Origin of the sequence: Lysobacter niastensis, assembly GCF_015453285.1 — a bacterium.
Lineage (GTDB): Bacteria > Pseudomonadota > Gammaproteobacteria > Xanthomonadales > Xanthomonadaceae > Lysobacter_J > Lysobacter_J niastensis.
Window position 1 is genome coordinate 1 of the sequence record NZ_JADLZT010000004.1, and the last position, 24,166, is coordinate 24,166.

The following is a 24,166-nucleotide window of genomic DNA, read 5'->3' on the forward strand; positions in this document are numbered from 1 at the left end:
CAACCGCATGATCGGAGTGTGGCAGCGGGGGCGGCGGGCCACCGGAGCTGGCCGAGAACGTGGTGCTTCCTCCGCAGGCCGTGAGGCTCAGCGCCAGGGCCAGCAATGCGCTACGGACGAACGGCTCAGCCTTCATCGCACGCTCCAGGTCGACCGCGCCGGAGCGGCGGTCCGGCGCGCAGTCTAGGCGGGCGGGAGTTTGCTCGCCGTATACGCCATGGTCGCCGCGTCCTGGGGCTGCTCGGGAGGGCATGCCTTGGCTACAGTGGCGCGCAATGGATGACGTGTCCGGGGGAGGGCGCGAACGATGCGGAAGTGGAAAGGATGGCTGCTCATCGCGCTGGCGTGGGCGGCGGGGCCGGTGTGGGCGCAGGCCCAGGGCGCGGATGCACAGGGGGTCGATCTGGCGCCGTACCTGAGAAAGGACGGATACGAGCGGATCAAGATCTCGCCGGACGGCAAGCACTACGCGGCGACGGTGCCGCTCGAAGACCGTACCGTGCTGATCATCATGCGTCGCGCCGACAAGAAGGTCATCACCAAGGCGACCGGCGTCAAGGACTCGATGGTCGCCGACTTCTGGTGGGCCAACGACGAGCGCGTGGTGATCGCGATGGCGCAGCAGCTGGGCAGCCGCGACGACACGCCTTACCGCACCGGCGAACTGTATGGCCTGGGCATCGGCGGCGAACGGGCCAAGGTCCTGGTCGGCTACGAGGATGATCCCGGACTGGTGGACACCTACGGCAATGTCGGCAACCGCGACTACGCGGATTTCATCGGGCGCATGCCGGGCGATCCGCGCAGCGTCCTGATCGCCGTATCGGATTTCAGCGCCAATCCGCAGACCCGGGTGGAAAAGCTGGATGTGTATACCGGGCGTCGCACGGTGGTGACGATCGCGCCGGTGCGCCGCGCCGACTTCGTCGCCGATGGGAAGGGCGAAGTGCGCCTGGCCGAAGGCGCCGGAGACGACAACTACTTCAAGCTCTACTACCGCGAGAATGACGACGCCGACTGGACGCTGGTCAACGACCAGAAGGCCAGCGGCCACTACGAGTCGCCGCTGGGATTCTCCGCTGACGGCGTGACCGCGTACCTGCAGGTCAGCCATCAGCAGGGGCCCGACTCGATCGTCGCCTGGAACACCCGTTCCGGCGAGCGCAAGGAAATGCTGCGCGATCCCGACGTCGACCCGTACTCTCTCCTGCGTGACCGCGACGGGACACTCGTGGGCGCGCATTACATGAGCGCGGGTGTTCGCAGCCGCTTCTTCGACGAGAACAGCGAGATCGCCCTCACCTATCGCCGCCTGGAAAGGGCATTTTCGGGTTCGGCGGTGTCGATCACCTCGTTCGCGGGCGATGGGATCGCGATGCTGCAGATCTGGAACGACCGGATGCAGGGCGATTACTACCTGTACGACATGAAGACGCGCAACGCCAACGGCGTCTTCGCGCAGCAGGAATGGTTCAACCCCGAGGTCATGCCGCTCACCCGCGAAGTGACGCTGCAGGCGCGTGACGGCACGTCGCTGCGCGGCTACCTGACGCTGCCGCGCAAGGCCCCGCAGCAGCCTCTGCCGATGGTGGTGATGCCGCATGGCGGACCGTTCGGCATCTTCGACAGATGGCAGTTCGACACCGACACCCAGTTGCTCGCCGAGGCGGGCTATACGGTGCTGCGCATCAACTACCGCGGTTCTGGCAACTACGGCAGGACGTTCCGCGTCGCCGGTGCGGGTGAGTGGGGTGGCACGATGCAGGACGACCTCACCGATGCCACGCGCTGGGCGGTCGCCGAACGCATCGCCGACGGCGAGCGCATCTGCATCTACGGCGGCAGCTACGGCGGCTATGCCGCGCTGATGGGCGTGGCGAAGGAGCCGGGCCTGTATCGCTGCGCCGTGGGCTATGTCGGCGTGTACGACCTGGAGGCGATGCATCGCGACAACAGCCGTAAAGCGCGTTGGGTGCGCAACTGGTCTGACGAATGGGTGGGGCAACGCGACGGCCTGGACGCACGCTCGCCGACGACGATGGCGAACCGGATCAAGGCGCCGGTCTTCCTCGCGGCCGGCGGACAGGACCAGCGCGCCCCGATCGAGCACAGCAAGAAGATGGAGCGCGCGCTGCGCGATGCGGGCGTGCCGGTGGAGACGCTGTATTACTCCAGCGAAGGCCACGGCTTCTACACCGAGCCGCATCGTCGCGAGTTCTACACGAAGCTGCTGGACTTCCTGGCGCGCAACATCGGTGGTGCGCGGGCGAAGGCAGGCGCTGAAGTGCAGGGCACGCAGTAGGCCGGTGCGTCACATTTGTGCGCCGCGCGGCAAACGGGCAAGCTCGGCGCACCATTCAATCCCGGGGAGGGGAGCATGAGGGTCGTCATTGCAGGCGTCATCGGTGGGATCGTGATGTTCATCTGGGGCGCGGTGGCGCACATGGCGCTGCCGATCGGCGAGATGGGTGTGAAGGTGCCCACGCAGCAGCAGGCGGTGCTCGACGCGATCGGCCCGACGACCGCGGGCGAAGGCGTCTACATGTATCCGAGCGTCGGGCCGGAAACGATGAAGGACGCGGCGGCGATGCAGAAGTTCGCCGGGGAAACGCGCGGCAAGCCGTACGCGTTCGTGGTCTACCAGCCGGGCGGCAACCCGATCATGCAGAGCATGGTCCCCAACCTGGTCAAGCAACTGGTGACCTGCATCCTTGCGGCGCTGGTAGCCGCGTGGGTGCTGTCGCTGGGTGCCTGGGGCTTCGCGCGGCGGGTGATGGTGGCCGGCGCGATGGCGTTGTTCGGGTGGATCTCGCTGGGTGTGCCGTACTGGAACTGGTTCATGTTCCCGAGCAGCTTCACGATCGGCTCGCTGCTGGAGCAGGTGATCGGTTGGCTGATCGCAGGTGCGGCGATGGCCTGGTGGCTGGGCCGCCGCGAGCGCGCCCGGTAACGTGCCTCCAAAGGAAGAAAATGAAGGGCGGCCTTGGTCGCCCTTCTTCTTTATGCAGCGTCCAGAAGCAGGGACGGAAACCCGCGGGAGATCGTCCACCTGTCGTGGGCGCCGCTGGTCGAAGCCTGACGCCGTGTTGCACGCGCCCTTGAGCGGGCGCGTCGGCTGCGCGAGCATCCTCGCATGCATGCGCTTACCTTCTCACGCTTCGGCGGTCCCGATGTCCTGGAATGGACCTCGCTGCCCGACCCGCAACCCGCGCCGGGCGTTGCCGTCGTGCGCACGCGCGCGATCGGGTTGAACTTCGCCGATGTCTACCGCCGCCAGGGGCGCTATCACCTGGCCGGCTCGCCGCCGTGGATCGCCGGCTACGAGGGCGCCGGCGAGATCGCGGCGCTGCATCCAGACGATGCAGGCGGGCCATTCCGTGTCGGCCAGCGCGTCGCGTTCGCCGACAGCGCCTTCGCCAACGCCGAACAGGTGGCGGTTCCGCTGGACCGGTTGATCGCGCTGCCGGACGACATTGCTTTCGACACCGCGGCGGCGCTGCTGCTGCAAGGCCTGACCGCGCAGTTCCTGCTGGAAGACAGCCACGCGGTACAGGCCGGCGAGACGCTGCTGGTGCATGCCGCCGGTGGCGGCGTCGGCCTGCTGCTGGTGCAGCTGGCGGCCACCCGCGGGGCGCGGGTGATCGCGCTGGCGTCGAGCGACGACAAGCGCCGTGCCGCACTGACGGCGGGCGCCGAAGCGGCGATCGATTCCGGCGAAGGCTGGCCGGATCGCGTGCGCGCGCTGGCGCCGGACGGCGTCGATGTCGTCTACGACTCGATTGGACGCACGCTGCACGACAGCCTGGCGCTCGCCCGCATCGGCGGCACCGTCGTGTTCTACGGCATGGCGGCAGGCGATCCGGATCCGGTCGATCCGCGCGTGCTGATGGACCGCTCACTGACGCTGACCGGCGGCGACCTGTGGAACGTGCTGACCAGCCCGCAGGCTCGCCACGACCGGGCGGCGCGGTTGTTCGAGGCGGTCCGCGATGGCCGCCTGAGCGTGGCCATCGCCGCGAGCTTCCCGTTGCGCGATGGCGCACAGGCGCATGCGCTGCTGGAAAGCCGGACCACCAGCGGCAAGGTGCTGCTGATTCCCTGAACCTGCTGGCGGCCCCCGCATTCAGCGGGGCGCGCCTGAACGAACGCCCCTCCGGCCCGCGGGATTGGTTGTTGCGAGGGACTTGTGGAGTTATATGATCGGCATCATATAACTCGCCAGCCGCCATGCGATACGACGCCAGCCACAAGCAACAGACCCGCCAGCGCGTGCTCCGCGCCGCGGCCAGGGCCATCCGCAGCGACGGCGCGCAGCGCGTCGCCGTGGCCGGCGTCATGCGCGAGGCTGGGCTCACCCACGGCGGCTTCTACGCCCATTTCGAGTCCAAGGACGCGCTGGTCGTCGCCGCGATCGGACAGATGTTCGACGACGCCCTGGCGCAATGGCAGCGCGTGAACGAAGGGCGCGGCGATGCGGAGCGTCTGGCCGGCTACATCGACCTGTACCTGTCGGCGAAACACCGTGATCACCCCGGGCATGGCTGTCCCATGGCTGCGCTCGCCAGCGAACTGCCGCGTCTGGATGCCGATGCCCGCAGGGCGTTCGCCGAAGGCTCGCGCCGACTGCAGCAGGCCTTGTCGCAAACGCTGGCACGCCTCGGCCATGACGACGCGCCGGCTCTCGCCGCTTCGGTGCTGGCCGAACTCGTGGGTGCAATCGCACTGGCGCGCTGCGAGCCGGATCGCAAGCGTTCGAATGCGCTGCTGGCGTCGTCACGCCACGCGCTGTACCGCCGGCTCTCCCTGACCTCCGCGGAGAAACACGAATGAACCAGAACGATCCGAAAGTGGCCGATCCCATCGGCCTGCAAACCAGCCTGATCGAGCAGGTGGGTTCCGGCATGGACGGACTGAGCCAGTTGCGCGCACTGATCGCCTCGGGCCGCAAGCCGGGCATCCTGCGCTCGCTGGACTTCGAACTGAGCGAGGTCGAGCCTGGGCGCGCTGTGTTCACCGGCACGCCCGGCGAGCACGCCTACAACCCGATCGGCGTCGTGCACGGAGGTTACGCGTCGACGCTGCTGGATTCGGCCTGCGCCTGCGCCGCGCATTCGCAGCTGACGGCGGAGCAGGCCTACACCACGCTCGAACTGAAGGTCGCGTTCCACAAGGCCATCCGCCACGACACCGGCCCGTTGCGCGCCGAAGGCAAGGTGTTGTCGATGGGCCGCCGCGCCGCCTTCGCCGAAGCGCGTCTCGTCGACGCGCAGGGCGTGCTGTACGCCTCGGCCACCTCCACGCTGCTGGTGTTCGAACGGCCCGCGTAAGCGCGCCCACCAGCCCGATTCCCCCGCGCAAGGGATGCGCATCACTCCCCCACTGATTGCCATGACCGAACACGATCCCGTTGTCATCGTCTCCGCGGTGCGTACGCCGCTGGGCCGTTTCCTGGGCGACCTGTCGCCGCTGCCCGCGCACGCGCTCGGCGCGCACGCCATCCGCGCCGCACTGCAGCGCGCCAATCTGCCGCCCGAGCGCGTCGACGAAGTGCTGATGGGCTGCGTGCTTCCAGCCGGCCAGGGCCAGGCTCCGGCGCGGCAGGCGATGCGCGCCGCCGGTTTGCCCGATGCGGTCGGCGCGACCACCGTAAACAAGGTCTGCGGATCGGGCATGAAGGCGACGATGCTGGCGCACGATCTGCTGCGCGCCGGATCGGCCGACATGATCGTCGCCGGTGGCATGGAGTCGATGTCGAACGCGCCCTATCTGCTGGCGAAAGCCCGAAGCGGTTACCGCGTCGGCCACGACCGCATCCTCGACCACATGATGCTCGACGGTCTCGAAGACGCCTACGAGCCCGGCCGCCCGATGGGCGATTTCGGCGAGGCCGCGGCGCAGCACTACGGCTTCACGCGCGCCGACCAGGACGCCTACGCGGCCGAGACGCTGACGCGGGCGCGCGAGGCGATCGAGATCGGTGCCTTCGCCGACGAAATCGTGCCGGTCGCCGTGCCGGGCAAGGGCGGCGAGCGCATCGTCGATACCGACGAGCATCCGCTGAAGGTGTCGCCGGAAAAGATCCCGCAGCTCAAACCGGCATTCCGTGCCGACGGCACCATCACCGCCGCCAGTGCGTCCGCCAACGCCGACGGCGCTGCCGCGCTGCTGCTGACGCGGCGCTCGGTCGCGCAGCGCGAAGGCCTGCCGATCCTCGCCGAGATCCGCGGCCATGCCACGCACAGCCAGGCGCCTGCCTGGTACACCACCGCGCCAATCCCGGCGATCGGGAAGCTGCTCGACAAGGTCGGCTGGACGGCCGGCGATGTCGACCTGTTCGAGATCAACGAGGCGTTCGCGGTCGTGGCGATGGCCGCCGCCAAGGACCTGGGCATCGCACGTGACCGGTTGAACGTGAACGGCGGCGCATGTGCGCTCGGACATCCTATCGGCGCCACTGGCGCCCGCCTGATCGTGACCCTGCTGCACGCGCTGCAGCGTCGCGGACTCAAGCGCGGCGTGGCGGCGCTGTGCATCGGCGGCGGCGAGGCGACGGCCATCGCCATCGAACGTGCCGAATGAACTCCTCCTTCCCCAACGTCAAACTGAAGGTGCATTGATGGATATCAAGAATTCCGTGGTGCTGGTCACCGGCGCCAACCGCGGCCTCGGCCTCGCGCTGGTCGAAGCCTTGAAGCAGGCCGGCGCCGCGAAGATCTACGCCGCCGCGCGCGATCCGTCGTCGGTGAAGAGCGAAGGCGTCACGCCGGTTGCACTCGACGTCACCAGTACCGACAGCATCGCCGCCGCAGCGAAGGCATGCCCCGACGTCACGATGGTGATCAACAACGCCGGCATCTCGCGCAGCGGCGTGCTGCTGTCGCCCGACGGCCTGGACGCGCTTGCCGCCGAGATGCAGACCAACTTCTACGGCCCGCTGCTGGTGAGCCGTGCGTTCGCGCCGGTGCTGGCGAAGAACGGCGGCGGCGCGCTGGTCAATGTGCTGTCGGTGCTGAGCTGGCTCAGCCTGCCGGGAACTGCCACTTACAGCGTGTCGAAAGCCGCGGCGTGGGCGCTGACCAATGGCCTGCGCAACGAGCTGCGCGAGCAGGGCACGCAGGTGGTGGCCGTGCATGTCGGCTTGATGGAGACCGACATGACCGCCGGCATCGAGGCGCCGAAGACGTCGCCGAAGGATGTGGCCGAGACCATCCTGCGCACCGTGCAGGCCGGCGGGCTGGAGGTGCTGGCCGACGACACCAGCCGAGCGGTCAAGGCAAGCCTGTCCTCGCCCGACAAGGCGGTCTACCTGGCGCCGCCGATGGCGGCGGGCTGAGCATTCAGCGCGGGCAATAACGGTCGCGCCGCTCCGGCGGCGCGCGCAACACTTGTCCGATGTAGTAATCGAGCAGGCGCCGTGCCTGCTCGTGCTGCGATGCAGGCACCCGTGTGCCGGCATCGGCAAGCCAGCCGTCGATGCACGTGTTCGCCGCGGCGCTTCCTGCGGCGCATGTCAGCAGATGGTTGAAAGCAGTGCGGTACTGCACGAACGAGGCGCGGTCCATCGGCTCACCGTGGCCGGGCACCAGCGTTGCGAAGCCGATTCCATCCAATGTCGCCAGCGCATCGCGCCAACCGGACGGGCAGGCGGTGTCGAGGAGCGGTACTGGCAGCGTCACCAGGTCGCCGGCCAGCAACACGCGCGTGGCCGGATCGAACAGCCAGACATCGCCTTCGGTCGCGGCGTTCGCACTCAGGCCGATCTTCACGCGGCGTCCGGCGAGGTCCTGGTCCGTGGACGCGTCGATCATCCGGTTGGGAATCAGCGAAACGCGCTCCTCCACGATTGCCATGTCGCCGCGCACGTCCGACAACTGCGGTTCGCGGATGACGCCCTTGTCGATCAGGTCCTGTGCCTGCTTGTGGTTGTCGGCGAGGAAACCGGTCAGCGCACCCTCGACGGCACGGCTGCCGAGCACGACGGCATCGGGATAGGCTTCGCGCAGCATGCGGTTGCCGCTGCTGTGGTCCAGGTGCCAATGGCTGTTGATGATCGCCGTAACCGGCAAGCCGCTGGTACGTGCGTGATCGAGCAGGCGCTGGGTGTGCTCGCGATGGCGCCCGGTATCGAACACGACGAGTCCGTCGCGCCCGTGGATCACGATGCTGTTGCCGTCGGGCTGGCGGCCCGGTTCGAAGCGGCCCGGGAACAGCACGATGCCCGGCGCGATCAGTTCGCCGCCTTCCGCGCGGACCTGTTCGGCCGACGGTGCGGACGATGTCGCACAGGCAGACAGGCACACGGCAACGAGGGACGTCAGCAGCAGGCGCATGGTCGGCATCCGGCGGTGCAATGCCGACCGACGTTACCGTGCGCGTGCTGGGGAAGTAGTGCCTTTCGTCATTGCGCCATCCGGCCGGCCCGCACGGGCCGGCGGACGGTTAGGGTCAGTAGTCGATCGCCACCGACATCATGCGCAGTCCCAGGTTGTACGTGCCTTCGCGGCCGATTTCCAGGTACCACCAGTCGCCGTCCGGGCTGAAGCCATTTCCGGGCGGGATCACCGCCGACTGCTCGAGCACCATCGTCGGATCGCCCGAGGCCACCACGGTATTGCTGGCGACCGCACCGTAGGTCTCGAAACCACTGCCGTGGTGCATCGTCACCGGCGTGATGTGGAAGGTGATGTCGCCTATCTCGTCGCTGGTGAGCTGGTAGAACAGCGTGACGGTCACGTCGCCGCCGTCGTAGTCGAGTGGGCGGCGCAGGGTCAGCGTCATCGCGCCGTTGTTGTTGGCCCAGTTGACGCCCCGCGGGTGCAGGCTGAAGCCGCCGTTGCCGAACGACAGCGCGTGTGCCGGATACATGAGCCGGTGCGGCTGGTGCTTGCAGCCCGGTGCGCCGATGACGCAGGCGCCGGCATGCGGCGGTGGTGCCGCCACCACGGCGCTGCAGGCCAGGGAGGCGATCAATGCTAGCGCCAGTCCGGCAGCTTTTCGTTGTCCTTGGGTGAATCGTCCGATGTTCATGCGTAAATCCTCGCCGAACACGCAGCGGCGCCGGGGTCGCGGTGCGGTCGTGTGGGGATGCGCATGCCGATGCCGCGCGTTGCGGCGTTCCCGGATGGCGATGCGACACACAGGAGTACGCCAAACTGTCGCGGCTACGGACAGCACCGGAAATCTGTGTTCAGGCATGTCAACGCGCATGCGCATGGCAAGACACGCCAGGTGTTGGCGCTATTCGCCGTGAGCGCAGCGAAGGTGAGTGGAAGGGTGAGCGCCCCTTACCTGATGCGGCATCGAAGGCGTTACCAGAAAGAAGGGTTAGTAACGCTTCCCTCTGCCATCCTTCGACTCCAGCACTCGCGCACTTACGTTCAGGACGAACGGGGTTGCAGATGGATGGGCGCACAAAAAAACAGCCCCGCATGCGCGGGGCTGTTCGGAAGCGATTCGATCCTGCGGATCAGTGGTGCAGCAGGATGTCGGCGATGATGCCGGTGGCGACCGCGATCAGGACGTAACGGCCGTCGTCGCTGCGCACCCAGCGGTGGCCCGGGGGCGGCGGAGCAAGGTGGTAATGGCGGTAGTCGTCGACGTAGATGCGCTTTTCGACATACACCACGCCACGGCGGTATTCCTGCTTGTGCCAGCCCTTGTGCTTGCCGGGCGGGTGGCCGTCATGGTCGTCATAGTGGTGGTCGTCGTCGCGATCGTGCTTGGGGCCCTTGGCGAAGGCCATCGGCGACAGGAACACGAAGCCGATCAGTACGGCGGAGAGCAGGCGTTTCATGGATCCCCCAGGGTTTTCGGTTTGGCGCTGCGATCCTATGACGCCTCGGGCGCTTGGCCAGATCCTCTTCGAGGAATGTTGACGCACGTCGCTGTTCTGAGATGAACGCCTTCATCCGGCCTTTAGGAAAGCCGCCGGAAAGGCCGGGGCGGCGGGGGCCCAGACCGCGCCGCCCCGGCAGTCTCCCTGACGAGGAGGCGGCCAGTCTTGGCGAAGCCTGTCGCAGGAGGCGAGACGCGGCGCGGCGCCGGGCATGCCCTACACTCGCGGCAACATTACCGGGGGGAGTGGGATGAAGCGTCGTGCCTTTGCGGCCCTGACGGGCCTGTCCGTTGGATTGTTGTCCGCTATCGCCAGCCAGGCGCAGGCGCCCGCCGCGGCACCGCAGGCCATCGTGCTCAAGGCCGCCCACCTGTTCGACGGACGCAGTGGACGCCTGGAGTCGCCAGGCCTGCTGGTGGTGCAGGGTGGTCGCATCGCCGCTGTCGGCAATGCGGCTGCCGTGCCGGCCGGTGCGCGCGTGCTCGACCTCGGAGATGCCACGCTGCTGCCGGGCTTCATCGACGCGCACACCCACATCGCTTCCAACCATGACGACAACTGGGCGCAGGGCTTCTACGAGAACATGCTGCGCTTCCCGGTCGAGCAGTCGTTCCATGCCGCGCGCAACGCCAAGGTGACGCTGGAGGCAGGTTTCACCACCGTGCGCGAGGTCGGCGCGCCCGACTTCGTCGACGTCGCCCTGCGCAACGCGATCAACGCCGGGCTGGCGGAAGGTCCACGCATGCTCGTCGCCGGGCATGCACTCGGTTCCACGGGAGGTCACTGCGACAGCTCGCCGTTCCCGCCGGATCGCGTGAAGCCGGCCGGCACGCTGGAAGGCGTTTGCAACAGTCCCGACGAATGCAAGCTCGCGGTGCGCGAGCAGATGAAGTTCGGCGCCGACGTCATCAAGATCTGCGCCTCCGGCGGCGTGCTGTCGGAAGCCGACCCGGTCGACGTGCCGCAGCTGACGCCTTCGGAGCTGTCCGCGATCATCACCGAGGCCCACACCTGGGGCCGCAAGGTCGCCGCACACAGCCATGGCGACCTCGCCGCCAAGCAGGCGGTCGAAGCAGGCGTGGACTCGATCGAGCACGGCAGCTTCCTCACCACGCCGACGCTGCAGCTGATGAAGAAGAAAGGCACCTACCTGGTGCCGACGCGCATGACGCAGGTGTGGGTGGTCGACAAGGCCGACACCTATCCGCCGAAGATCGCCGACAAGGCGCGCGCGGCCGGCGCGGCGCACACGAAGATGTTCAAGGAGGCGCTGCGCATCGGCGTGCCGATCGCGCTGGGCACCGACGCGGCGGTCTATCCGCACGGCCTCAATGCGCAGGAGTTCGGCGACATGGTCGACCTGGGCATGTCGCCGGCCGCGGCGCTGATGACCAGCAGCCAGGGCTCGGCGAAGCTGCTGGGCGTCGACGGCGAGACCGGTACGCTGGAGTCCGGCAAGTACGCCGACGTCGTCGCGGTGCCGGGCAACGTGCTGGAAGACATCCGCGCCACCCAGCGTCCGCTGCTGGTGATGAAGCAGGGGGCCATCGTGCGGGGCGGTACGCCGTAAACAACGGGCCTTTGCTTGAACGTCATCCCGGCGACAGCCGGGATGACGGAAGCCCTACGCTCCCACGCGCCTGCGCACCTCGCCGATGTCGCGCACCGGGCGCACCTCGATCGAACCGGTGCGCGTCCATGGGAACTCCTGCGCGATACGCACGGCTTCTTCCATGCTGTCGGCTTCGATCAGGTTGAAGCCGGCGAACACTTCCTTGGCCTCGGCGAACGGACCGTCGGTGATCGAGACGCGACCCTCGCGCGTGCGTACCGAGCGCGCCGTCGACGGCAGCTCCAGTTGCTGGAAGTCGAGCAGCCGTCCGCTGGCCTTCATCTCGTCGGCCTTCTGCAGGCAGCCGCGCATCATCGTTTCGAACTCGCCTTCCGGAAGCGCTTCGAGCAGTGCGGGGTCGGTGTACACCGTCAACAGGAATTTCATCGGCATCTCGCTGCGAAGGGGATGACGCCATTGTGCGGGCAAGCCGGCGCGGTGTCGCCACGCCACGCATGGAGCCAATGCCGATTCGCCCATCGGCGGGATGATGCTTCCCCGATGCGATGGCTTATCGGCAACGCAGGCCACGCCTAATCTGGCGCCTCCCCCGGAACGCGGCCACGCCCATGCTCACGCCCCGCCAAGCGCAGCTCGCATTCACTCCGCTGGTCGTCATCGCGATGTCGGCGATCATCAGCTTCGCGATGACCTTCCTGCACCATGGCCTGGTTCCCGGCCTGCTGCAGGCCTGGCTGCGGAACTGGCCAGTGGCCTTCGCCGTGGCGCTGCCGGCGGCCTGGCTGATACTGCCGGGCGTGCGCGCGTTGCTGGCGCGGCTGACCCGCGTGGCACCGCGTGGCCGTGGCCTCGGCGAGCTTGGCTGACGAACGAGTGAGGCATGGACAGACATCGGCTCCGTTACGATGTGACCCATTCATCGCTGCGAAGTGAGCCCCGCATGGCGCAGGCCGACACGCCCGTCATTGATATACGCAATCTCACCAAGACCTACGCGTCCGGATTCCAGGCGCTGAAAGGCGTCGACCTGCAGATCCGGCGCGGCGAGATCTTCGCGCTGCTCGGCCCCAACGGCGCCGGCAAGACCACGCTGATCAGCATCGTCTGCGGCATCGTCAACGCGAGCAGCGGCACCGTGCATGCCGATGGCCACGACATCGTGCGCGACTACCGCGCCGCGCGAAGCCTGATCGGGCTGGTGCCGCAGGAGCTGTCCACCGACGCCTTCGAAAGCGTGCTGGCGACGGTGAAGTTCAGCCGCGGCCTGTTCGGCAAGGCGCCCGATCCCGCCTATCTGGAGCGGGTGCTGCGCGAGCTGTCGCTGTGGGACAAGAAGGACAGCAAGATCATGACGCTGTCCGGCGGCATGAAGCGGCGCGTGCTGATCGCCAAGGCGCTGGCGCACGAGCCGCAGATCCTGTTCCTCGACGAACCCACCGCCGGCGTCGACGTCGAGTTGCGCCACGACATGTGGCAGATGGTGCGGCGGCTGCGCGAGAACGGCACGACCATCATCCTGACCACGCACTACATCGAGGAGGCCGAGGAGATGGCCGACCGGATCGGCGTGATCAACCAGGGCGAACTGATCCTGGTGGAAGACAAGGCGACGCTGATGCGCAAGCTCGGCAAGAAGCAGCTGACCCTGCACCTGCAGGCGCCGCTGGAGCGCATTCCGGAGGAGCTTGCAGGGTATTCGCTGGAGCTGGCCGAGGACGGCCATTCCCTGGTTTACACCTTCGACGTGCAGGCTCAGGAAACCGGCATCGCGCCGCTGCTGCGGCGGCTGCAGCAGCACGGCATCGACTTCAAGGACCTGCACTCCAGCGAGAGCTCTCTGGAGGAGATCTTCGTCAACCTGGTGCGGCACGGCCGGCAGGAGGCGAGGGCATGAACATCCACGGCATCCGCGCGATCTACCGCTTCGAGATGGCGCGCACCTTCCGCACGCTGATGGAGAGCATCGTCTCGCCGGTGTTGTCGACGTCGCTGTACTTCATCGTGTTCGGCGCAGCCATCGGCGCGCGCATGGGCGATGTCGACGGCGTCGGCTACGGCGCCTTCATCATTCCCGGCCTGATCATGCTGTCGCTGCTGAGCGAGAGCATCTCCAACGCCTCGTTCGGCATCTACCTGCCGAAGTGGTCGGGCACGATCTATGAACTTCTTTCGGCGCCGGTGTCGCCGATGGAGATCGTGATCGGCTATGTCGGCGCGGCGGCGACCAAGTCATTGATGCTCGGCACGCTGATCCTGGTCACGGCGCGCTTCTTCGTCGACTACGAGGTCGCGCATCCGTTCTGGATGGTCTGCTTCCTGCTGCTGACGGCGGTCACCTTCAGCCTGTTCGGCTTCATCATCGGGCTGTGGGCCGACAGCTTCCAGCGCCTGCAGCTGATCCCGCTGATGGTGATCACGCCGCTGACCTTCCTTGGCGGCGCGTTCTATTCGATCGGCATGCTGCCGCCGCTGTGGCAGAAGATCGCGCTGTTCAACCCGGTCGTGTACCTGATCAGCGGGTTCCGCTGGAGCTTCTACGGCATCGCCGATGTCAACGTCGCCGTCAGCGCGGCGGCGATCCTGGGTTTCCTCGGCCTGTGCCTGCTCGCGGTGTGGTGGATCTTCCGCACCGGCTGGCGGCTCAAGGCCTAGCGGGCCGGCTTACGACTCCGGCTTCAGCTCGCGCCACACCCAGCGGTCGATCATCGCCTTCTCGTAACGCAGCGGATCGCTGCTGAAGATCGGGTTGGCGGTCATCAGGAAGCCGGGGTCGCTGAGCTTGCGCTCGCCTTCGGCGATGACGGTGCCGTCGGCGGTCGTGCGCCGGATGTTCAGCGTCATCCGCGGCGGGTAGACGTCGCGGATGAAGCGCGTGTCGTTGAACTGCACGCCGCGCCACGGCTCGTAGCTGCCGGCGCGGCGGATGTCGGTGATGTCGACCTGCAGGCGCTCACCGGCGGGCAGCTTCTGTTCGACGCTCTCGCGCAGGTACTCGGCGAGTTCCTCGACCCAGTTGCCGCGGCGGGCTTCCCAGGAGTTGGCGCTGTAGCGGAGCTCGGTGAAGTTCGCCGGGTCTTCCCAGCTCACGCTCACCGGTCCCTGGTCGGGCAGGCTGCGCGGCGCGTCGGCGTCGGTGACGTTGCGGATGCGGGCGGATGCGCTGCCGGCCGCGGTAGCCAGGATCAGTGCGGCTGCAATGAGGGCGGGGCGCAGGTTCATGGCGGGCTCCCGATGACGGGCCTGGTCGGCCCATGCGCTGATTTTCCGCCCGCGGGGGCGGTGCCGCCAAGCGCGGCGCCGCTTTCGTACAGCCGCGGTTTCGCCGGCGCGATCAGTTGCGGAACCAGGCCTCGACGACGCCCTTGACCTTGGTGGTCATCGGGTTGCCGCGGCGGTCCAGCGACTTGCCGACCGGCAGGCGCACCCAGCCTTCGCTGATGCAGTACTCCTCGACGTTGGTCCGCTCCACACCGTTGAAGCGGATGCCGATGCCGCGTTCGAGAACGGCCTCGTCGTAGAACGGGCTGCGCGGGTCGTTGGAAAGGCGGTCGGGCGGGGCGTCGGTCATGGTCGGGCGAATCGCTGTTGGCGGAACCGACAAAGGATAAGTGCAGGCGGCGGGTTTGGCACCGCCTGCGCCCGCCCCGCGGGATTACTTGATCACGTAGCCGCTCAGGCGCCAGGTGCCGTCTTCGTCGAGGCGGAACGAGACCAGCTCGTGCCCGACCTTGTTGCCGGCGTATAGGGTGTCGAACTCGACATTGGCGTAGGCGCCGGCCGGCAATTCCTTGGTGCCCTGGGTGAAATGCCGGTTGACCGACGTCCAGCGGCGGCCTGCGACGGCGCCGCGCGGCTTGCGCTGGGCGTCGATGCCGTCGACGAACTTCTTGCGGTCGACGCTCTTCTTGGCCACGGCCGAGGCGCCGTCCCAGACCTCGCCGGTCTTGCCGGAGTCGACCAGCTGGGCGATCTGCAGCGCCCCGTTGACCAGGGTGTTGGGGTCCATGTCGCGCGCGGCGGCGGCCGGGCGCTCGGCCTGCTGGGCCGGCTTGGAGGGCTGTTGCGCGAAGGCGGGCAGGACGGCCAGGGTGGCCAGCAGGGCGGCGAGGGCAGATGAGGCGTGCTTCGTGTTCATGTTCCGGGTCCCGGGCGGAGGGCAACCCGGCATCGTACCGCCGGCGGCTCGCCACGAAGGGCCGCTAGTCGTGTTCGCCGCGTCCCTGCTGCTTGGCCACCCGTATCACCGCGCGGACCTGCTCACGGTCGTGATGGCGGGAAATGGGGGTCGCCCCCAGCTCGATCGCCCGCTCGCGCAGCTCGGCAGGCACGTCGTAGTGGGCGCCACTGGTCTTGTTCTGGAAAGCGCGGCGCGGGATGTCGAGCCGCTCCGCCATGGCGTGCAGCTCCTCCAGCGTGTCGGCCATCAGGTGGGCCCAGCGCCGGCCGCGCCACAGATGGACCGCATCATCTACATAGACCGTCATGGCTGCCTCCTGGCGGCTCTGTCTGAATGGGGGGCTTGGCGGCCATGCTGAATGAAAAATGGGCGCTACGTTGCCTTTTTCATCAATACGGTCTACCGTTCGCGAGCTGAGTTAGCCAAGGGTCACCGTGGTTCGTGACCCGATGTAGATCTAGTTTCACTTCATCGTTGCACCTCGTTTCTCCTTGCAACCAGCGACACGGCCGCATCCGCGGCCATTCATCCATGTTCCAAGGAGCAAACGTTATGTCGACCCGTGAAACCGGTACCGTCAAGTGGTTCAACGACGCCAAGGGCTTCGGCTTCATCAGCCGTGAGAATGGCGAGGACGTGTTCGTCCACTTCCGCTCGATCCAGGGCTCGGGCTTCAAGAGCCTGCAGGAAGGCCAGAAGGTGACCTTCACCGTCGTGCAGGGCCAGAAGGGCCTGCAGGCCGACGCCGTCCAGACGGTCTAAGCCTTTTCGCCGCGCTTGCGCGGTGAACCGAAAAAGCCCGGCTTCGGCCGGGCTTTTTTGTTTTCCGGGGCCATGGCGAAGCGGTCAATGCCGGCGGCCCGTCGGTGCTGCACAGGCGAAGCCGCTTACCAGGTGTCCTCGAGCATGCGCGGACGGCACGCCAGCCAGCCGCCGATGAGCAGCACCACCAGGCACAGGCCGAGGAATGCGAACGGCCACTGCCAGCCACGGCTGAGGTCGTGCAGCCAGCCGACCAGTACCGGACCGGCGCAGCTCAGGCTGTAGCCCAGTCCCTGCATGAAGCCCGACAACCTTGCCGAACCGACGGGCGTGCGCGTGCGCAGGTTGATCAGCGTCAGCGACAGCGGGAACGAGCTCGGGCCGAGTCCCAGCAGTGCGACCCACAACATCGGGGCCGCCATCGGTGCCAGCAGCAGGCCGGCGAACGCGGCGATGTAGGCGGCGACGCAGGCGAGCACGATCGGATACGGATTGGCGATGCGTACCGCCACGGAGGGCAGCACCAGCGCGCTGATCAGGCCCAGCGTCGAGAACAGCGCGACCATGCTGCCGCCCAGTGCCGGGCTGCCGCCGGCCTCGACCAGCAGCTTCGGCAGCCACGTGAACATCGAGTACGTGATCAGCGAGGTCATGCCGAACATCAACGCCAGGCCCCACGCCACCGGCGATCGCGACACGCGGCCGGGGCAGACGGGTTCGGCGAGCTCCGGCGCCTCGTCGCCGCGGCTCACGGCGCGGTCGTGCGCGCGCGCCAATGCATGCGCCTGGCGCGAATGACCGAACTGCTCCATCCACAGTACCGCGATCCACGGCAACGTCGCCGCGGCGGCGACCAGCGACCACGCACCCAGTGAAACGCGCCAGCCGGCGCTCTGCGCGAGCGGCACCGCGAGCAGCGCCGGCAGGATCGTGCCGAGCTGCAGCACCGTGATGTAGAGCGTGCTCACCGTGCCGACGCGATCGGCGAAATAGCGCTTCACCAGCGGCGGCAGCACGACATTGCCGATGCCCATGCCCGATAGCGCGACGGCGGATGTCAGCAGCAGCATCCAGGTGTCGCCGACGAACGCGCGCGCGAGCAGACCCGCGGTGGCGAGCAGCATCGCCAGCAGTGCGGTTCGCTCCAGGCCGAAGCGGTGCGCGATGCCGGGCGTCGCGACACCGAATACGGCAAAGGCCGCAGTCGGCACCATGCCGAGCACGCCGGTCATCGTCGAGCCGAAGCCGAGCGTCTGTCCGAGACTGTCCAGCAGCGGCGTCAGCGAGGTCACCGCCGTGCGCAGGTTGAACGCGGACAGCACGATGCCGATCAGCACCAGGGCGCGGTCGCGCCATAGCGATGCGGTCAGGGGAGCAGTAGTTGCGCGGGCGGCGTCCATGTCGATCGTATGGGGGCGGGGGAGAAGCATCGCGACTTCGCGAGATGCGAAGTGTGCGCCCGCAATCACGATGTCACCAGCCGCGATACGGGAACACAGGGTTTCAACGCGATCCGGCCTCCGGTGCCATCGCATCTGAACCCGTGATTCACGTTGGTGGAAAGCGCGTGCAATCCGCGTCAAGGACGCATCAAAGCGCACGGTTTCCAGCCTGCATCGTTCACTGCGGGTTGGTCGAGGGCGCACAACACTCGAATCTCCCGCAAACGCTGGAGACCGCAACGATGAAGATGCCCCGTTCCCTGTCGCTCGCCTGTGCCGTCGCGATCGCATTCGGCTCCGCCGGTGTCGCGATGGCGCAGGAAGCGCTGACCGAAGCACAGGTGCGTGCCAGGCTGACCGAGATGGGCTACACCAAGGTCAACGACGTGAAGTTCACCGACGGCGTCTGGAAGGCCGATGCGCGAAGCGCTGAAGGCAACCATGTCGACGTGCGCCTGGATGCTAAAACCGGCGAGATCTACCCGGACGAGCAGGTGGCCAACCTCGGCGAAGCCGACGTGCGCGCGCAGCTTGCCGCGGCGGGATACACGAATGTGCACGACGTCGATTATGCGGGTGGCATCTGGAATGCCGAGGCCGACGACCCCAGCGGCCGCGATGTCGAAGTGAAGCTCGACCCGAAGACCGGCAAGGTCATCGGCAAGGAAAAGGACTGACGCTGCGCCTCCCCCTGCGTGCAGGGGGAGGTTTCGAGGCACGCGACGGCTCGCGCATCGCGAGCCAATGCCCCGGGGCCAAAGTCGGCAAAGAGACGCCAGCGTATGTCAACCGAAAAGGGGGGGGCAGGCGTTCGGGGTGCGGTTGGTTGGCTGGCGGGGCGCGCGCGGGCTCCTTACTATCGGCCGGCACTCCTGACCAGGTTTTCCCGACATGAAGCTACCGGCTGTAACGCTGCTCGCGCTGTCCCTGTCCGCCGTCCTGCATCCCGCGCTCGCCGCCAAGGCGCCGGTGTTCGATCCGCAGCGGATTTCGAATGATGTGAAGGTGCTCGCTTCCGACGAGTTCGAAGGCCGTGGTCCGGCCACCGAAGGCGAGACCAAGACCGTCGACTACGTCGTCGCGCAGATGAAGGCAGCCGGCCTGCAGCCGGGCGGCGACATGACCGACGGCAAGCGCGCGTGGACCCAGGCCGTGCCGCTGGCACGCGCCGAGATCAAGGGTGCGCCGCAGGTGTCGGTGAAGGTTGGCAGCAAGGCACAGGCGCTGACGCAGGGCGAGCAGATCGCCGTGCGCGCCGCGCAGGACGGTTCGACCTCGATCGACATCAGCAATGCGCCGATCGTCTTCGCCGGTTACGGCGTCAAGGCGCCGGAGCGCAACTGGGACGACTTCAAGGGCATGGACGTCAAGGGCAAGGTCGTCGTCGTGCTGATCAACGATCCGGACTTCGAGACCGGCCAGGGCGACTTCGGCGGCAAGGCCATGACCTACTACGGCCGCTGGACCTACAAGTACGAAGAGGCCGCGCGCCAGGGCGCGCTGGGCCTGCTGATCGTGCACGAGACCGCACCGGCCTCCTACGGCTGGGCGACGGTGAAGAACTCCAACACCAACACCATGTTCGACGTGGTGCGCGACCAGCCGTCGTCGGTGCATCCGAAGATGGAAGGCTGGATCCAGCACGACTTTGCCGTCGATCTGTTCAAGAGCGCCGGCCTCGACTTCGATGCGCTGAAGAAGCAGGCGCAGACGCGCGACTTCAAGCCGGTCGAACTGAAGGGCGCGACGCTGAGCGCCAGGTACGACGTCGACCGCCAGATCATCACCTCGCACAACATCGTCGGCCGCATCGATGGCAGCAAGCGTCCCGACGAGACCGTCATCTACAGCGCGCACTGGGACCACCTCGGCGTGGGCCAGCCCGACGCCAAGGGCGATCGCATCTACAACGGTGCCGTCGACAACGCCACCGGCACCGCCGCGCTGATCGAGCTCGGCCGCGCCTACGCCAAGGCGCCCAAGCCGCAGCGTTCGGTCGTGTTCCTCGCGGTGACGGCCGAAGAGAAGGGTCTGCTGGGTTCGGAGTACTACGCCTCCAAGCCGCTGTACCCGCTGGCCAAGACCGTGGCCGACATCAACATGGACGCGCTCGATCCGCACGGCCCGGCGCGCAACTTCACCACCTCCGGCAGCGCCAAGCAGGAACTGCTCGACCAGCTGATCGACACCGCCAAGCAGTGGAATCTGGCGTACGTGACCGATCCGAAGCCGGAAGCCGGCCACTTCTTCCGCTCCGATCACTTCCCGTTCGCCAAGCGCGGCGTGCCGGCGATCTCGTTCGGCTCCGGCAACGACCTGGTCGACGGCGGCCTCGAAGCCGGCAAGAAGATGGAGGAGGAGTACGTCGCCGACCGTTACCACCAGCCGGCCGACCAGTGGGAAGCGGGCTGGGCCTTCACCGGCATGGCGCGCGACCTGCAGCTGCTCTACAAGGTTGGCCGCGATCTCGCCGACTCCAATCGCTGGCCGAACTGGGACGCATCGTCCGAGTTCCGCGGTGCGCGCGACCAGAGCGCCGACCAGCGCAAGTAATCCGTCGCGGTCATCGGTACGCACGAACGGGCGAGGCTTCGGCCTCGCCCGTTTCGTTTTCTGGCGATCAGCCGAGCTTGCGCGCGGCGACGTACGACAGCAGGTTGCCCAGGCCGGTCACGCCGAGCAGCACGCCGATCACGCCGGGCGTGACGTGATCCCAGCCGAAGGCTTCGATCAGCACGAAGCCCAGTGCCATCGCCAGCAGCAGGATGCCCCAGCGCAGTGAAGAGTGGCGGCGCTGCTGCGCTTCGGCCTGCACCATCGACCTGATCAGGTCCTCGGAGCCGTTGCTGGCGATGATCTTGGCGCGAGTGCGGGCGTCGACCACGACCTTGATGGCGTAGACGACGCAGATGAACAGGGTGATCGGAATGAAGACTTCGTGGTTCATGGCCGGGTCTCGGTTGTGCGTGACAGGGGCTTCGAGGCAGTAGATACGGCCATGCGGCGGCCGGTTGCAGGCTCGTGGCCGGTCCTTCGCTACCGTTCGTCGGCCAATGCAACGGCGGGCGCCCTGGCCGTATCCCAAAGGTCATTGCCTTGATGGGATGCATCCCGATGCTCCGCACCTTCCTGCTCGCCTGCGCCTGCCTGCTGGTCCCGGGGATGGCGTCCGGAGCGGACCCGGCCACTCTGGGGAAAGTCGAGGCCCAGGTAAACCTGCGTCCCGGCGCGACGATGCCGCCGGAATGGCCGGCGCAGATCGCTGCTGCCGACCGCGCGCTGTTCGATGACGCAGTGCGACGCCGACAGGCTGGCCACGATGGTCAGCGACGACCTCGAGTTCTTCCACGACAAGGATGGGCTGAGCGCGACCTCCGGTGCACAATTCGTCGCCGCCGTGCGCGGCATGTGCGAGCGGCAGGCCAAGGGCATCGATTTCCGCGCCCGCCGCGAACTGGTGCCGGGCACGATGGAGGTCTATCCGCTCGCGCACTACGGAGCGATCGAGATCGGCGTGCATCGCTTCCATGCGATCGCGGAAGGCAAGCCGGACCGGCTGACGGAAACCGCCCGGTTCACTCATGTATGGAAACAGGAGCAAGGCCAATGGAAGCTCGCCCGCGTGCTCAGTTACGACCATCGCCTGGCGCAGTGACGGAATGATGCCGTCAGTCGTGCGCATGAGCGTGATGCGATGACCGTCAACGAAGCCACCTACCAGGACGATCGCAGGCTGGTCGAAGCCGTCCTGGCGAATGCGCCGGGCGCGTTCGAGCGTCTCGTGCGCGATTACCAGGGCCTGTGCTGGCACATCATCCAGCGCATGGTGCGCCAGCCCGAGGACACCCGCGAGCTGTGCCAGGAGGCGTTCCTGCGGGTGCATCAGTGCCTGCATCAGTACCGCGGCGAGAGCGCGCTGAAGTCGTGGATCGGCCAGGTCGCTTACTCCGTCGCCAAGCGCCACCTGGAAAAGCGCCGCATCGCGATCGCCGAGCCTGTCGGCGACGACGAGGACGGGCTGTCGCTGCTCGACCAGGTCAGCGACGGCTTCGACCTGGAAACGGCCTGCGCCGATGCCGAGGTCGCCGCCGGCCTGCACGAGGAAATCGAAGCATTGCCGCCATTGCAACGGACGCTGTTGACGCTGTATCACCTGGATGAGGTCCCCATCGTCGAGATCGCCCGCATCACCGGTCTCGCCGAAGGTACGATCAAGAGCCATCTGTTCCGGACCCGTGCGCGCCTTCGCGAGCGCCTGCAGGACCGGATGGGAGCCTTCGCATGAACACGACGCCCAACGATCACGACCGCTTCGAACGCGAAGCGAAGGAATGGCTGGCGCAGGAGCGCGCCCGCGACGAGGAGCGGCGCGGCCTGCCCATGGATGCCGACGATCGCGCGGTGGCGGAGTACCGCCTGATCGCGCGCGCGCTGCGTACGCCGGCGATGGAGCCGCTGCCGATGGACCTGGCCGCGCAGATCGTCCACCACGTCAAAGCCGCGCAGACGATGGGGGAGCGTGTCGAGCGCTGGCTGCTGAACATCCTCGGGTTCGTGCTGGCGGCCGCGGCCGCTGCCGCGGTGGTGATGTACGGGTCGAGCTGGCTGCCGGCCTTCACCGGGCTGCTGCCGGATCTCCCCGGCCAGGCCTGGGGCTGGGCTGCGCTGCTGGTGGGCTGCCTGGCGCTGTCCGGGTTGGGGCAGGGGATGGCGAGACTGTGGCGGGCCGGAGGCCTGCATCACGCCTGAAACGCCAGCAACCGCGGTCCCGACGCCCCATTCGGCCGTTACGACCGTTACCGTTACGACGTTACCGTTACTTACGGGCTTCGCCGTTGGTTCCCCTAGTCCGTATCCTGACCGGGCTTCGAGGACCCTTCCATGACCCGTTCACTCCTTGCGGCCGCGCTGGCGGCTGCCGTCTGCACCATTCTGGCCGGCTGCCAGCGCTCCAGCGACGACACCGCACCCGTGGCTGCCGCACCGGCAGCGCCGGCGGCGCCGGCCGAACCCGCGCAGGCGGCTGCGTCGGCCACGGAAGCGGTCAAGGCGCCAACCGACCTGGAACAGTTGGCCGAACGCCTGGTGACGCAGAGCGCCGGCGTCAAGGAAGGCGAGGTCGTGCTGATCTACGGGCGCCAGCACGACGCCGAGCTGCTGGAAGACATCGCCGTCAACGTGCGCAAGGTCGGCGCCTTCCCGTGGGTCGGCTACAGCAGCGACCGCATGTCGCGCCGCATGTTTTTCGACGTGCCGGAGAAGTACGACACGCAGACCAGCGCCTTGGCGATGAAGATGGCCGGGATCGCCGACGTGGTGATCAGCCTCGGCAACATGACCACCGAGAACCTGTTCGAAGGCGCCGACCCCAAGCGCATGGCCGCGCGCGCCAAGGCCGACGAGGCGGTCAGCCAGGCCTTCCTGAAGAACAACGTGCGCACCGTCGAGATCGGTAACGAGATGTACCCGACCTCGTGGCGCGCGCAGCGTTTCGGCATGAGCCAGGACGAGCTCGCCAAGGTCTTCTGGAACGGCGTCAACATCGACTACAGCCAGTTGCAGACGCGTGGCGAGCAGATCAAGTCGGCGATCGCCGCCGGCAACGAGCTGCACGTGACCAACGCCAATGGCACCGACCTGAAACTGCGCGTGCAGGGACGGCGCGTGCTGGTCAGCGACGGCATCATTTCCGAGGCCGACCGCAAGGCCGGCGGTCCCGCGCTGGCGGCGTTCCTGCCGGCCGGCGAGGTCTACACCACGCCGGTGCCGGGCAGCGCGGAAGGCAAGGTCGTGCACACGCGCAGCTACTTCCGCGGCAAGCAGATCGACAACCTCACGCTGACCATCAGCGGCGGCAAGGTCACGGCGATCAGCGGCGGCGGTGCCGGCTACGAGGACTTCAAGGCCGACTACGACGCCGTCGCCGACGACCGCAAGAACCAGGTCAGCTTCATCGACTTCGGCATCAACCCGAACGTGAAACTGCCGACGTCGAGCCCGATCGGCGCATGGATGCCGGCAGGCAGCGTCGCCGTCGGATTCGGCGGCAACTCCTGGGCCGGCGGCGAGAACACGCTGTCGTACGGCCATGCCGTGTTCCTGCCCGGAAGCACCGTCACGCTCGACGGCAAGCCGATCGTCGAGAAGGGCGAGCTGAAGCTCTGAGGCGGCGCTTACAGAAAGCACCCTCATCCTGGCCCTCTCCCGCATGCGGGAGAGGGAGAAGCCAGAAGCCTCGATCTGGCGCGCAAGCAAAGAAAGCCCCTCTCCCGCACGCGGGAGAGGGATTGGGGTGAGGGCTTCTTCTCCCGGCCCGCCGGCATAGCCGTCGGGCGTTCGTCGGCGCATGCGCCCGTGGCGCATCAGCGCGCCTCCTT

General features: G+C 67.5%; 28 protein-coding genes. 18 read left to right on the forward strand and 10 right to left on the reverse strand.

Annotated elements, in window-relative coordinates:
* The first annotated feature begins 307 nt into the window (after nucleotides 1-307).
* The 7 genes from IU514_RS07525 (at nucleotide 308) to IU514_RS07555 (ending at nucleotide 7,333) form a co-directional block, all read left to right on the forward strand.
* Nucleotides 308-2,302, forward strand: coding sequence for an alpha/beta hydrolase family protein (locus IU514_RS07525; RefSeq protein ID WP_194930498.1), 1,995 nt, complete (start codon nucleotides 308-310; stop codon nucleotides 2,300-2,302).
* Nucleotides 2,303-2,377: 75 nt separating this feature from the next.
* Nucleotides 2,378-2,950 (forward strand): hypothetical protein, encoded by a 573-nt coding sequence (locus IU514_RS07530; protein WP_194930499.1) that lies wholly within the window; start codon nucleotides 2,378-2,380, stop codon nucleotides 2,948-2,950.
* A gap of 183 nt (nucleotides 2,951-3,133) precedes the next feature.
* Nucleotides 3,134-4,102 (forward strand): quinone oxidoreductase family protein, encoded by a 969-nt coding sequence (locus IU514_RS07535; protein WP_194930500.1) that lies wholly within the window; start codon nucleotides 3,134-3,136, stop codon nucleotides 4,100-4,102.
* A 125-nt stretch (nucleotides 4,103-4,227) separates the two neighbouring features.
* Nucleotides 4,228-4,830: a TetR/AcrR family transcriptional regulator gene (locus tag IU514_RS07540; RefSeq protein WP_194930501.1), complete on the forward strand. Its 603-nt coding sequence runs from the start codon at nucleotides 4,228-4,230 to the stop codon at nucleotides 4,828-4,830.
* Nucleotides 4,827-5,327, forward strand: coding sequence for a PaaI family thioesterase (locus IU514_RS07545; protein ID WP_194930502.1), 501 nt, complete (start codon nucleotides 4,827-4,829; stop codon nucleotides 5,325-5,327). The genes IU514_RS07540 and IU514_RS07545 overlap by 4 nt, the downstream gene beginning before the upstream one ends.
* A 61-nt stretch (nucleotides 5,328-5,388) precedes the next feature.
* Nucleotides 5,389-6,579, forward strand: a complete 1,191-nt coding sequence (locus IU514_RS07550) for an acetyl-CoA C-acyltransferase (protein ID WP_194930503.1) — start codon at nucleotides 5,389-5,391, stop codon at nucleotides 6,577-6,579.
* Between the two features lie 37 nt (nucleotides 6,580-6,616).
* Complete coding sequence (locus IU514_RS07555; RefSeq protein ID WP_194930504.1) at nucleotides 6,617-7,333, forward strand: SDR family oxidoreductase; 717 nt, start codon at nucleotides 6,617-6,619, stop codon at nucleotides 7,331-7,333.
* A gap of 4 nt (nucleotides 7,334-7,337) precedes the next feature.
* Here IU514_RS07555 and IU514_RS07560 read toward each other — a convergent pair whose 3' ends face one another.
* From IU514_RS07560 to IU514_RS07570, 3 genes are all read right to left on the reverse strand, one after another.
* Complete coding sequence (locus tag IU514_RS07560) at nucleotides 7,338-8,330, reverse strand: MBL fold metallo-hydrolase (protein ID WP_194930505.1); 993 nt, start codon at nucleotides 8,328-8,330, stop codon at nucleotides 7,338-7,340.
* Between the two features lie 115 nt (nucleotides 8,331-8,445).
* Nucleotides 8,446-9,027 (reverse strand): aldose epimerase family protein, encoded by a 582-nt coding sequence (locus IU514_RS07565; protein WP_194930506.1) that lies wholly within the window; start codon nucleotides 9,025-9,027, stop codon nucleotides 8,446-8,448.
* Between the two features lie 439 nt (nucleotides 9,028-9,466).
* Complete coding sequence (locus tag IU514_RS07570) at nucleotides 9,467-9,793, reverse strand: RcnB family protein (RefSeq protein ID WP_194930507.1); 327 nt, start codon at nucleotides 9,791-9,793, stop codon at nucleotides 9,467-9,469.
* A gap of 292 nt (nucleotides 9,794-10,085) precedes the next feature.
* Here IU514_RS07570 and IU514_RS07575 point away from each other — a divergent pair, with 292 nt between their 5' ends.
* Nucleotides 10,086-11,405 (forward strand): metal-dependent hydrolase family protein, encoded by a 1,320-nt coding sequence (locus IU514_RS07575; RefSeq protein WP_194930508.1) that lies wholly within the window; start codon nucleotides 10,086-10,088, stop codon nucleotides 11,403-11,405.
* Between the two features lie 54 nt (nucleotides 11,406-11,459).
* On the opposite strand, the gene IU514_RS07580 is transcribed toward IU514_RS07575, so the two are convergent.
* Nucleotides 11,460-11,834, reverse strand: coding sequence for a YciI family protein (locus IU514_RS07580; protein ID WP_194930509.1), 375 nt, complete (start codon nucleotides 11,832-11,834; stop codon nucleotides 11,460-11,462).
* A 182-nt stretch (nucleotides 11,835-12,016) separates the two neighbouring features.
* On the opposite strand from IU514_RS07580, the gene IU514_RS07585 reads away from it, so the two are divergent.
* The 3 genes from IU514_RS07585 (at nucleotide 12,017) to IU514_RS07595 (ending at nucleotide 14,060) form a co-directional block, all read left to right on the forward strand.
* Complete coding sequence (locus IU514_RS07585) at nucleotides 12,017-12,274, forward strand: DUF2798 domain-containing protein (RefSeq protein WP_194930510.1); 258 nt, start codon at nucleotides 12,017-12,019, stop codon at nucleotides 12,272-12,274.
* 74 nt (nucleotides 12,275-12,348) lie between these two features.
* Nucleotides 12,349-13,302, forward strand: a complete 954-nt coding sequence (locus IU514_RS07590; RefSeq protein WP_194930511.1) for an ABC transporter ATP-binding protein — start codon at nucleotides 12,349-12,351, stop codon at nucleotides 13,300-13,302.
* Entirely contained in the window at nucleotides 13,299-14,060 is a 762-nt protein-coding gene (locus IU514_RS07595; RefSeq protein ID WP_194930512.1) for an ABC transporter permease, read from the forward strand. The genes IU514_RS07590 and IU514_RS07595 overlap by 4 nt, the downstream gene beginning before the upstream one ends.
* Before the next feature lie 9 nt (nucleotides 14,061-14,069).
* Here IU514_RS07595 and IU514_RS07600 read toward each other — a convergent pair whose 3' ends face one another.
* The 4 genes from IU514_RS07600 to IU514_RS07615 form a co-directional block, all read right to left on the reverse strand.
* Nucleotides 14,070-14,627 carry a DUF3016 domain-containing protein gene (locus IU514_RS07600; RefSeq protein WP_194930513.1) on the reverse strand — a complete coding sequence of 186 codons (558 nt, stop codon included), beginning with the start codon at nucleotides 14,625-14,627 and terminating at the stop codon, nucleotides 14,070-14,072.
* A 112-nt stretch (nucleotides 14,628-14,739) separates the two neighbouring features.
* Nucleotides 14,740-14,976 carry a DUF3297 family protein gene (locus IU514_RS07605; RefSeq protein ID WP_194930514.1) on the reverse strand — a complete coding sequence of 79 codons (237 nt, stop codon included), beginning with the start codon at nucleotides 14,974-14,976 and terminating at the stop codon, nucleotides 14,740-14,742.
* An 84-nt stretch (nucleotides 14,977-15,060) separates the two neighbouring features.
* Complete coding sequence (locus IU514_RS07610) at nucleotides 15,061-15,543, reverse strand: DUF4019 domain-containing protein (protein ID WP_194930515.1); 483 nt, start codon at nucleotides 15,541-15,543, stop codon at nucleotides 15,061-15,063.
* 64 nt (nucleotides 15,544-15,607) lie between these two features.
* The gene (locus IU514_RS07615) at nucleotides 15,608-15,892 is read right to left on the reverse strand and encodes a DUF4031 domain-containing protein (RefSeq protein ID WP_194930516.1); all 285 of its coding nucleotides are present in this window, start codon (nucleotides 15,890-15,892) and stop codon (nucleotides 15,608-15,610) included.
* Between the two features lie 245 nt (nucleotides 15,893-16,137).
* Between IU514_RS07615 and IU514_RS07620 the strand changes: the two genes are divergently transcribed.
* On the forward strand, nucleotides 16,138-16,347 hold the full coding sequence (locus tag IU514_RS07620; RefSeq protein WP_194930517.1) for a cold-shock protein: 210 nt from the start codon (nucleotides 16,138-16,140) through the stop codon (nucleotides 16,345-16,347).
* Between the two features lie 125 nt (nucleotides 16,348-16,472).
* On the opposite strand, the gene IU514_RS07625 is transcribed toward IU514_RS07620, so the two are convergent.
* Complete coding sequence (locus IU514_RS07625; protein ID WP_194930808.1) at nucleotides 16,473-17,747, reverse strand: CynX/NimT family MFS transporter; 1,275 nt, start codon at nucleotides 17,745-17,747, stop codon at nucleotides 16,473-16,475.
* 284 nt (nucleotides 17,748-18,031) lie between these two features.
* Here IU514_RS07625 and IU514_RS07630 point away from each other — a divergent pair, with 284 nt between their 5' ends.
* The gene (locus tag IU514_RS07630; RefSeq protein WP_194930518.1) at nucleotides 18,032-18,466 is read left to right on the forward strand and encodes a PepSY domain-containing protein; all 435 of its coding nucleotides are present in this window, start codon (nucleotides 18,032-18,034) and stop codon (nucleotides 18,464-18,466) included.
* 214 nt (nucleotides 18,467-18,680) lie between these two features.
* Nucleotides 18,681-20,342 carry a M28 family metallopeptidase gene (locus IU514_RS07635; protein WP_194930519.1) on the forward strand — a complete coding sequence of 554 codons (1,662 nt, stop codon included), beginning with the start codon at nucleotides 18,681-18,683 and terminating at the stop codon, nucleotides 20,340-20,342.
* Between the two features lie 67 nt (nucleotides 20,343-20,409).
* Here IU514_RS07635 and IU514_RS07640 read toward each other — a convergent pair whose 3' ends face one another.
* A complete protein-coding gene (locus tag IU514_RS07640) occupies nucleotides 20,410-20,736 on the reverse strand; it encodes a DUF6249 domain-containing protein (protein ID WP_194930520.1) in 327 nt (108 codons plus the stop codon).
* Nucleotides 20,737-21,075: 339 nt separating this feature from the next.
* Between IU514_RS07640 and IU514_RS07645 the strand changes: the two genes are divergently transcribed.
* The 4 genes from IU514_RS07645 to IU514_RS07660 all read left to right on the forward strand — a co-directional run bounded on the left by IU514_RS07645 (nucleotide 21,076) and on the right by IU514_RS07660 (nucleotide 23,954).
* Nucleotides 21,076-21,444, forward strand: coding sequence for a nuclear transport factor 2 family protein (locus tag IU514_RS07645; RefSeq protein WP_194930521.1), 369 nt, complete (start codon nucleotides 21,076-21,078; stop codon nucleotides 21,442-21,444).
* Nucleotides 21,445-21,483: 39 nt separating this feature from the next.
* Nucleotides 21,484-22,074 (forward strand): RNA polymerase sigma factor, encoded by a 591-nt coding sequence (locus IU514_RS07650; protein WP_194930522.1) that lies wholly within the window; start codon nucleotides 21,484-21,486, stop codon nucleotides 22,072-22,074.
* On the forward strand, nucleotides 22,071-22,538 hold the full coding sequence (locus tag IU514_RS07655) for a hypothetical protein (RefSeq protein WP_194930523.1): 468 nt from the start codon (nucleotides 22,071-22,073) through the stop codon (nucleotides 22,536-22,538). The genes IU514_RS07650 and IU514_RS07655 overlap by 4 nt, the downstream gene beginning before the upstream one ends.
* Before the next feature lie 132 nt (nucleotides 22,539-22,670).
* Nucleotides 22,671-23,954: an aminopeptidase gene (locus tag IU514_RS07660; protein WP_194930524.1), complete on the forward strand. Its 1,284-nt coding sequence runs from the start codon at nucleotides 22,671-22,673 to the stop codon at nucleotides 23,952-23,954.
* Nucleotides 23,955-24,166: the final 212 nt, after the last annotated feature.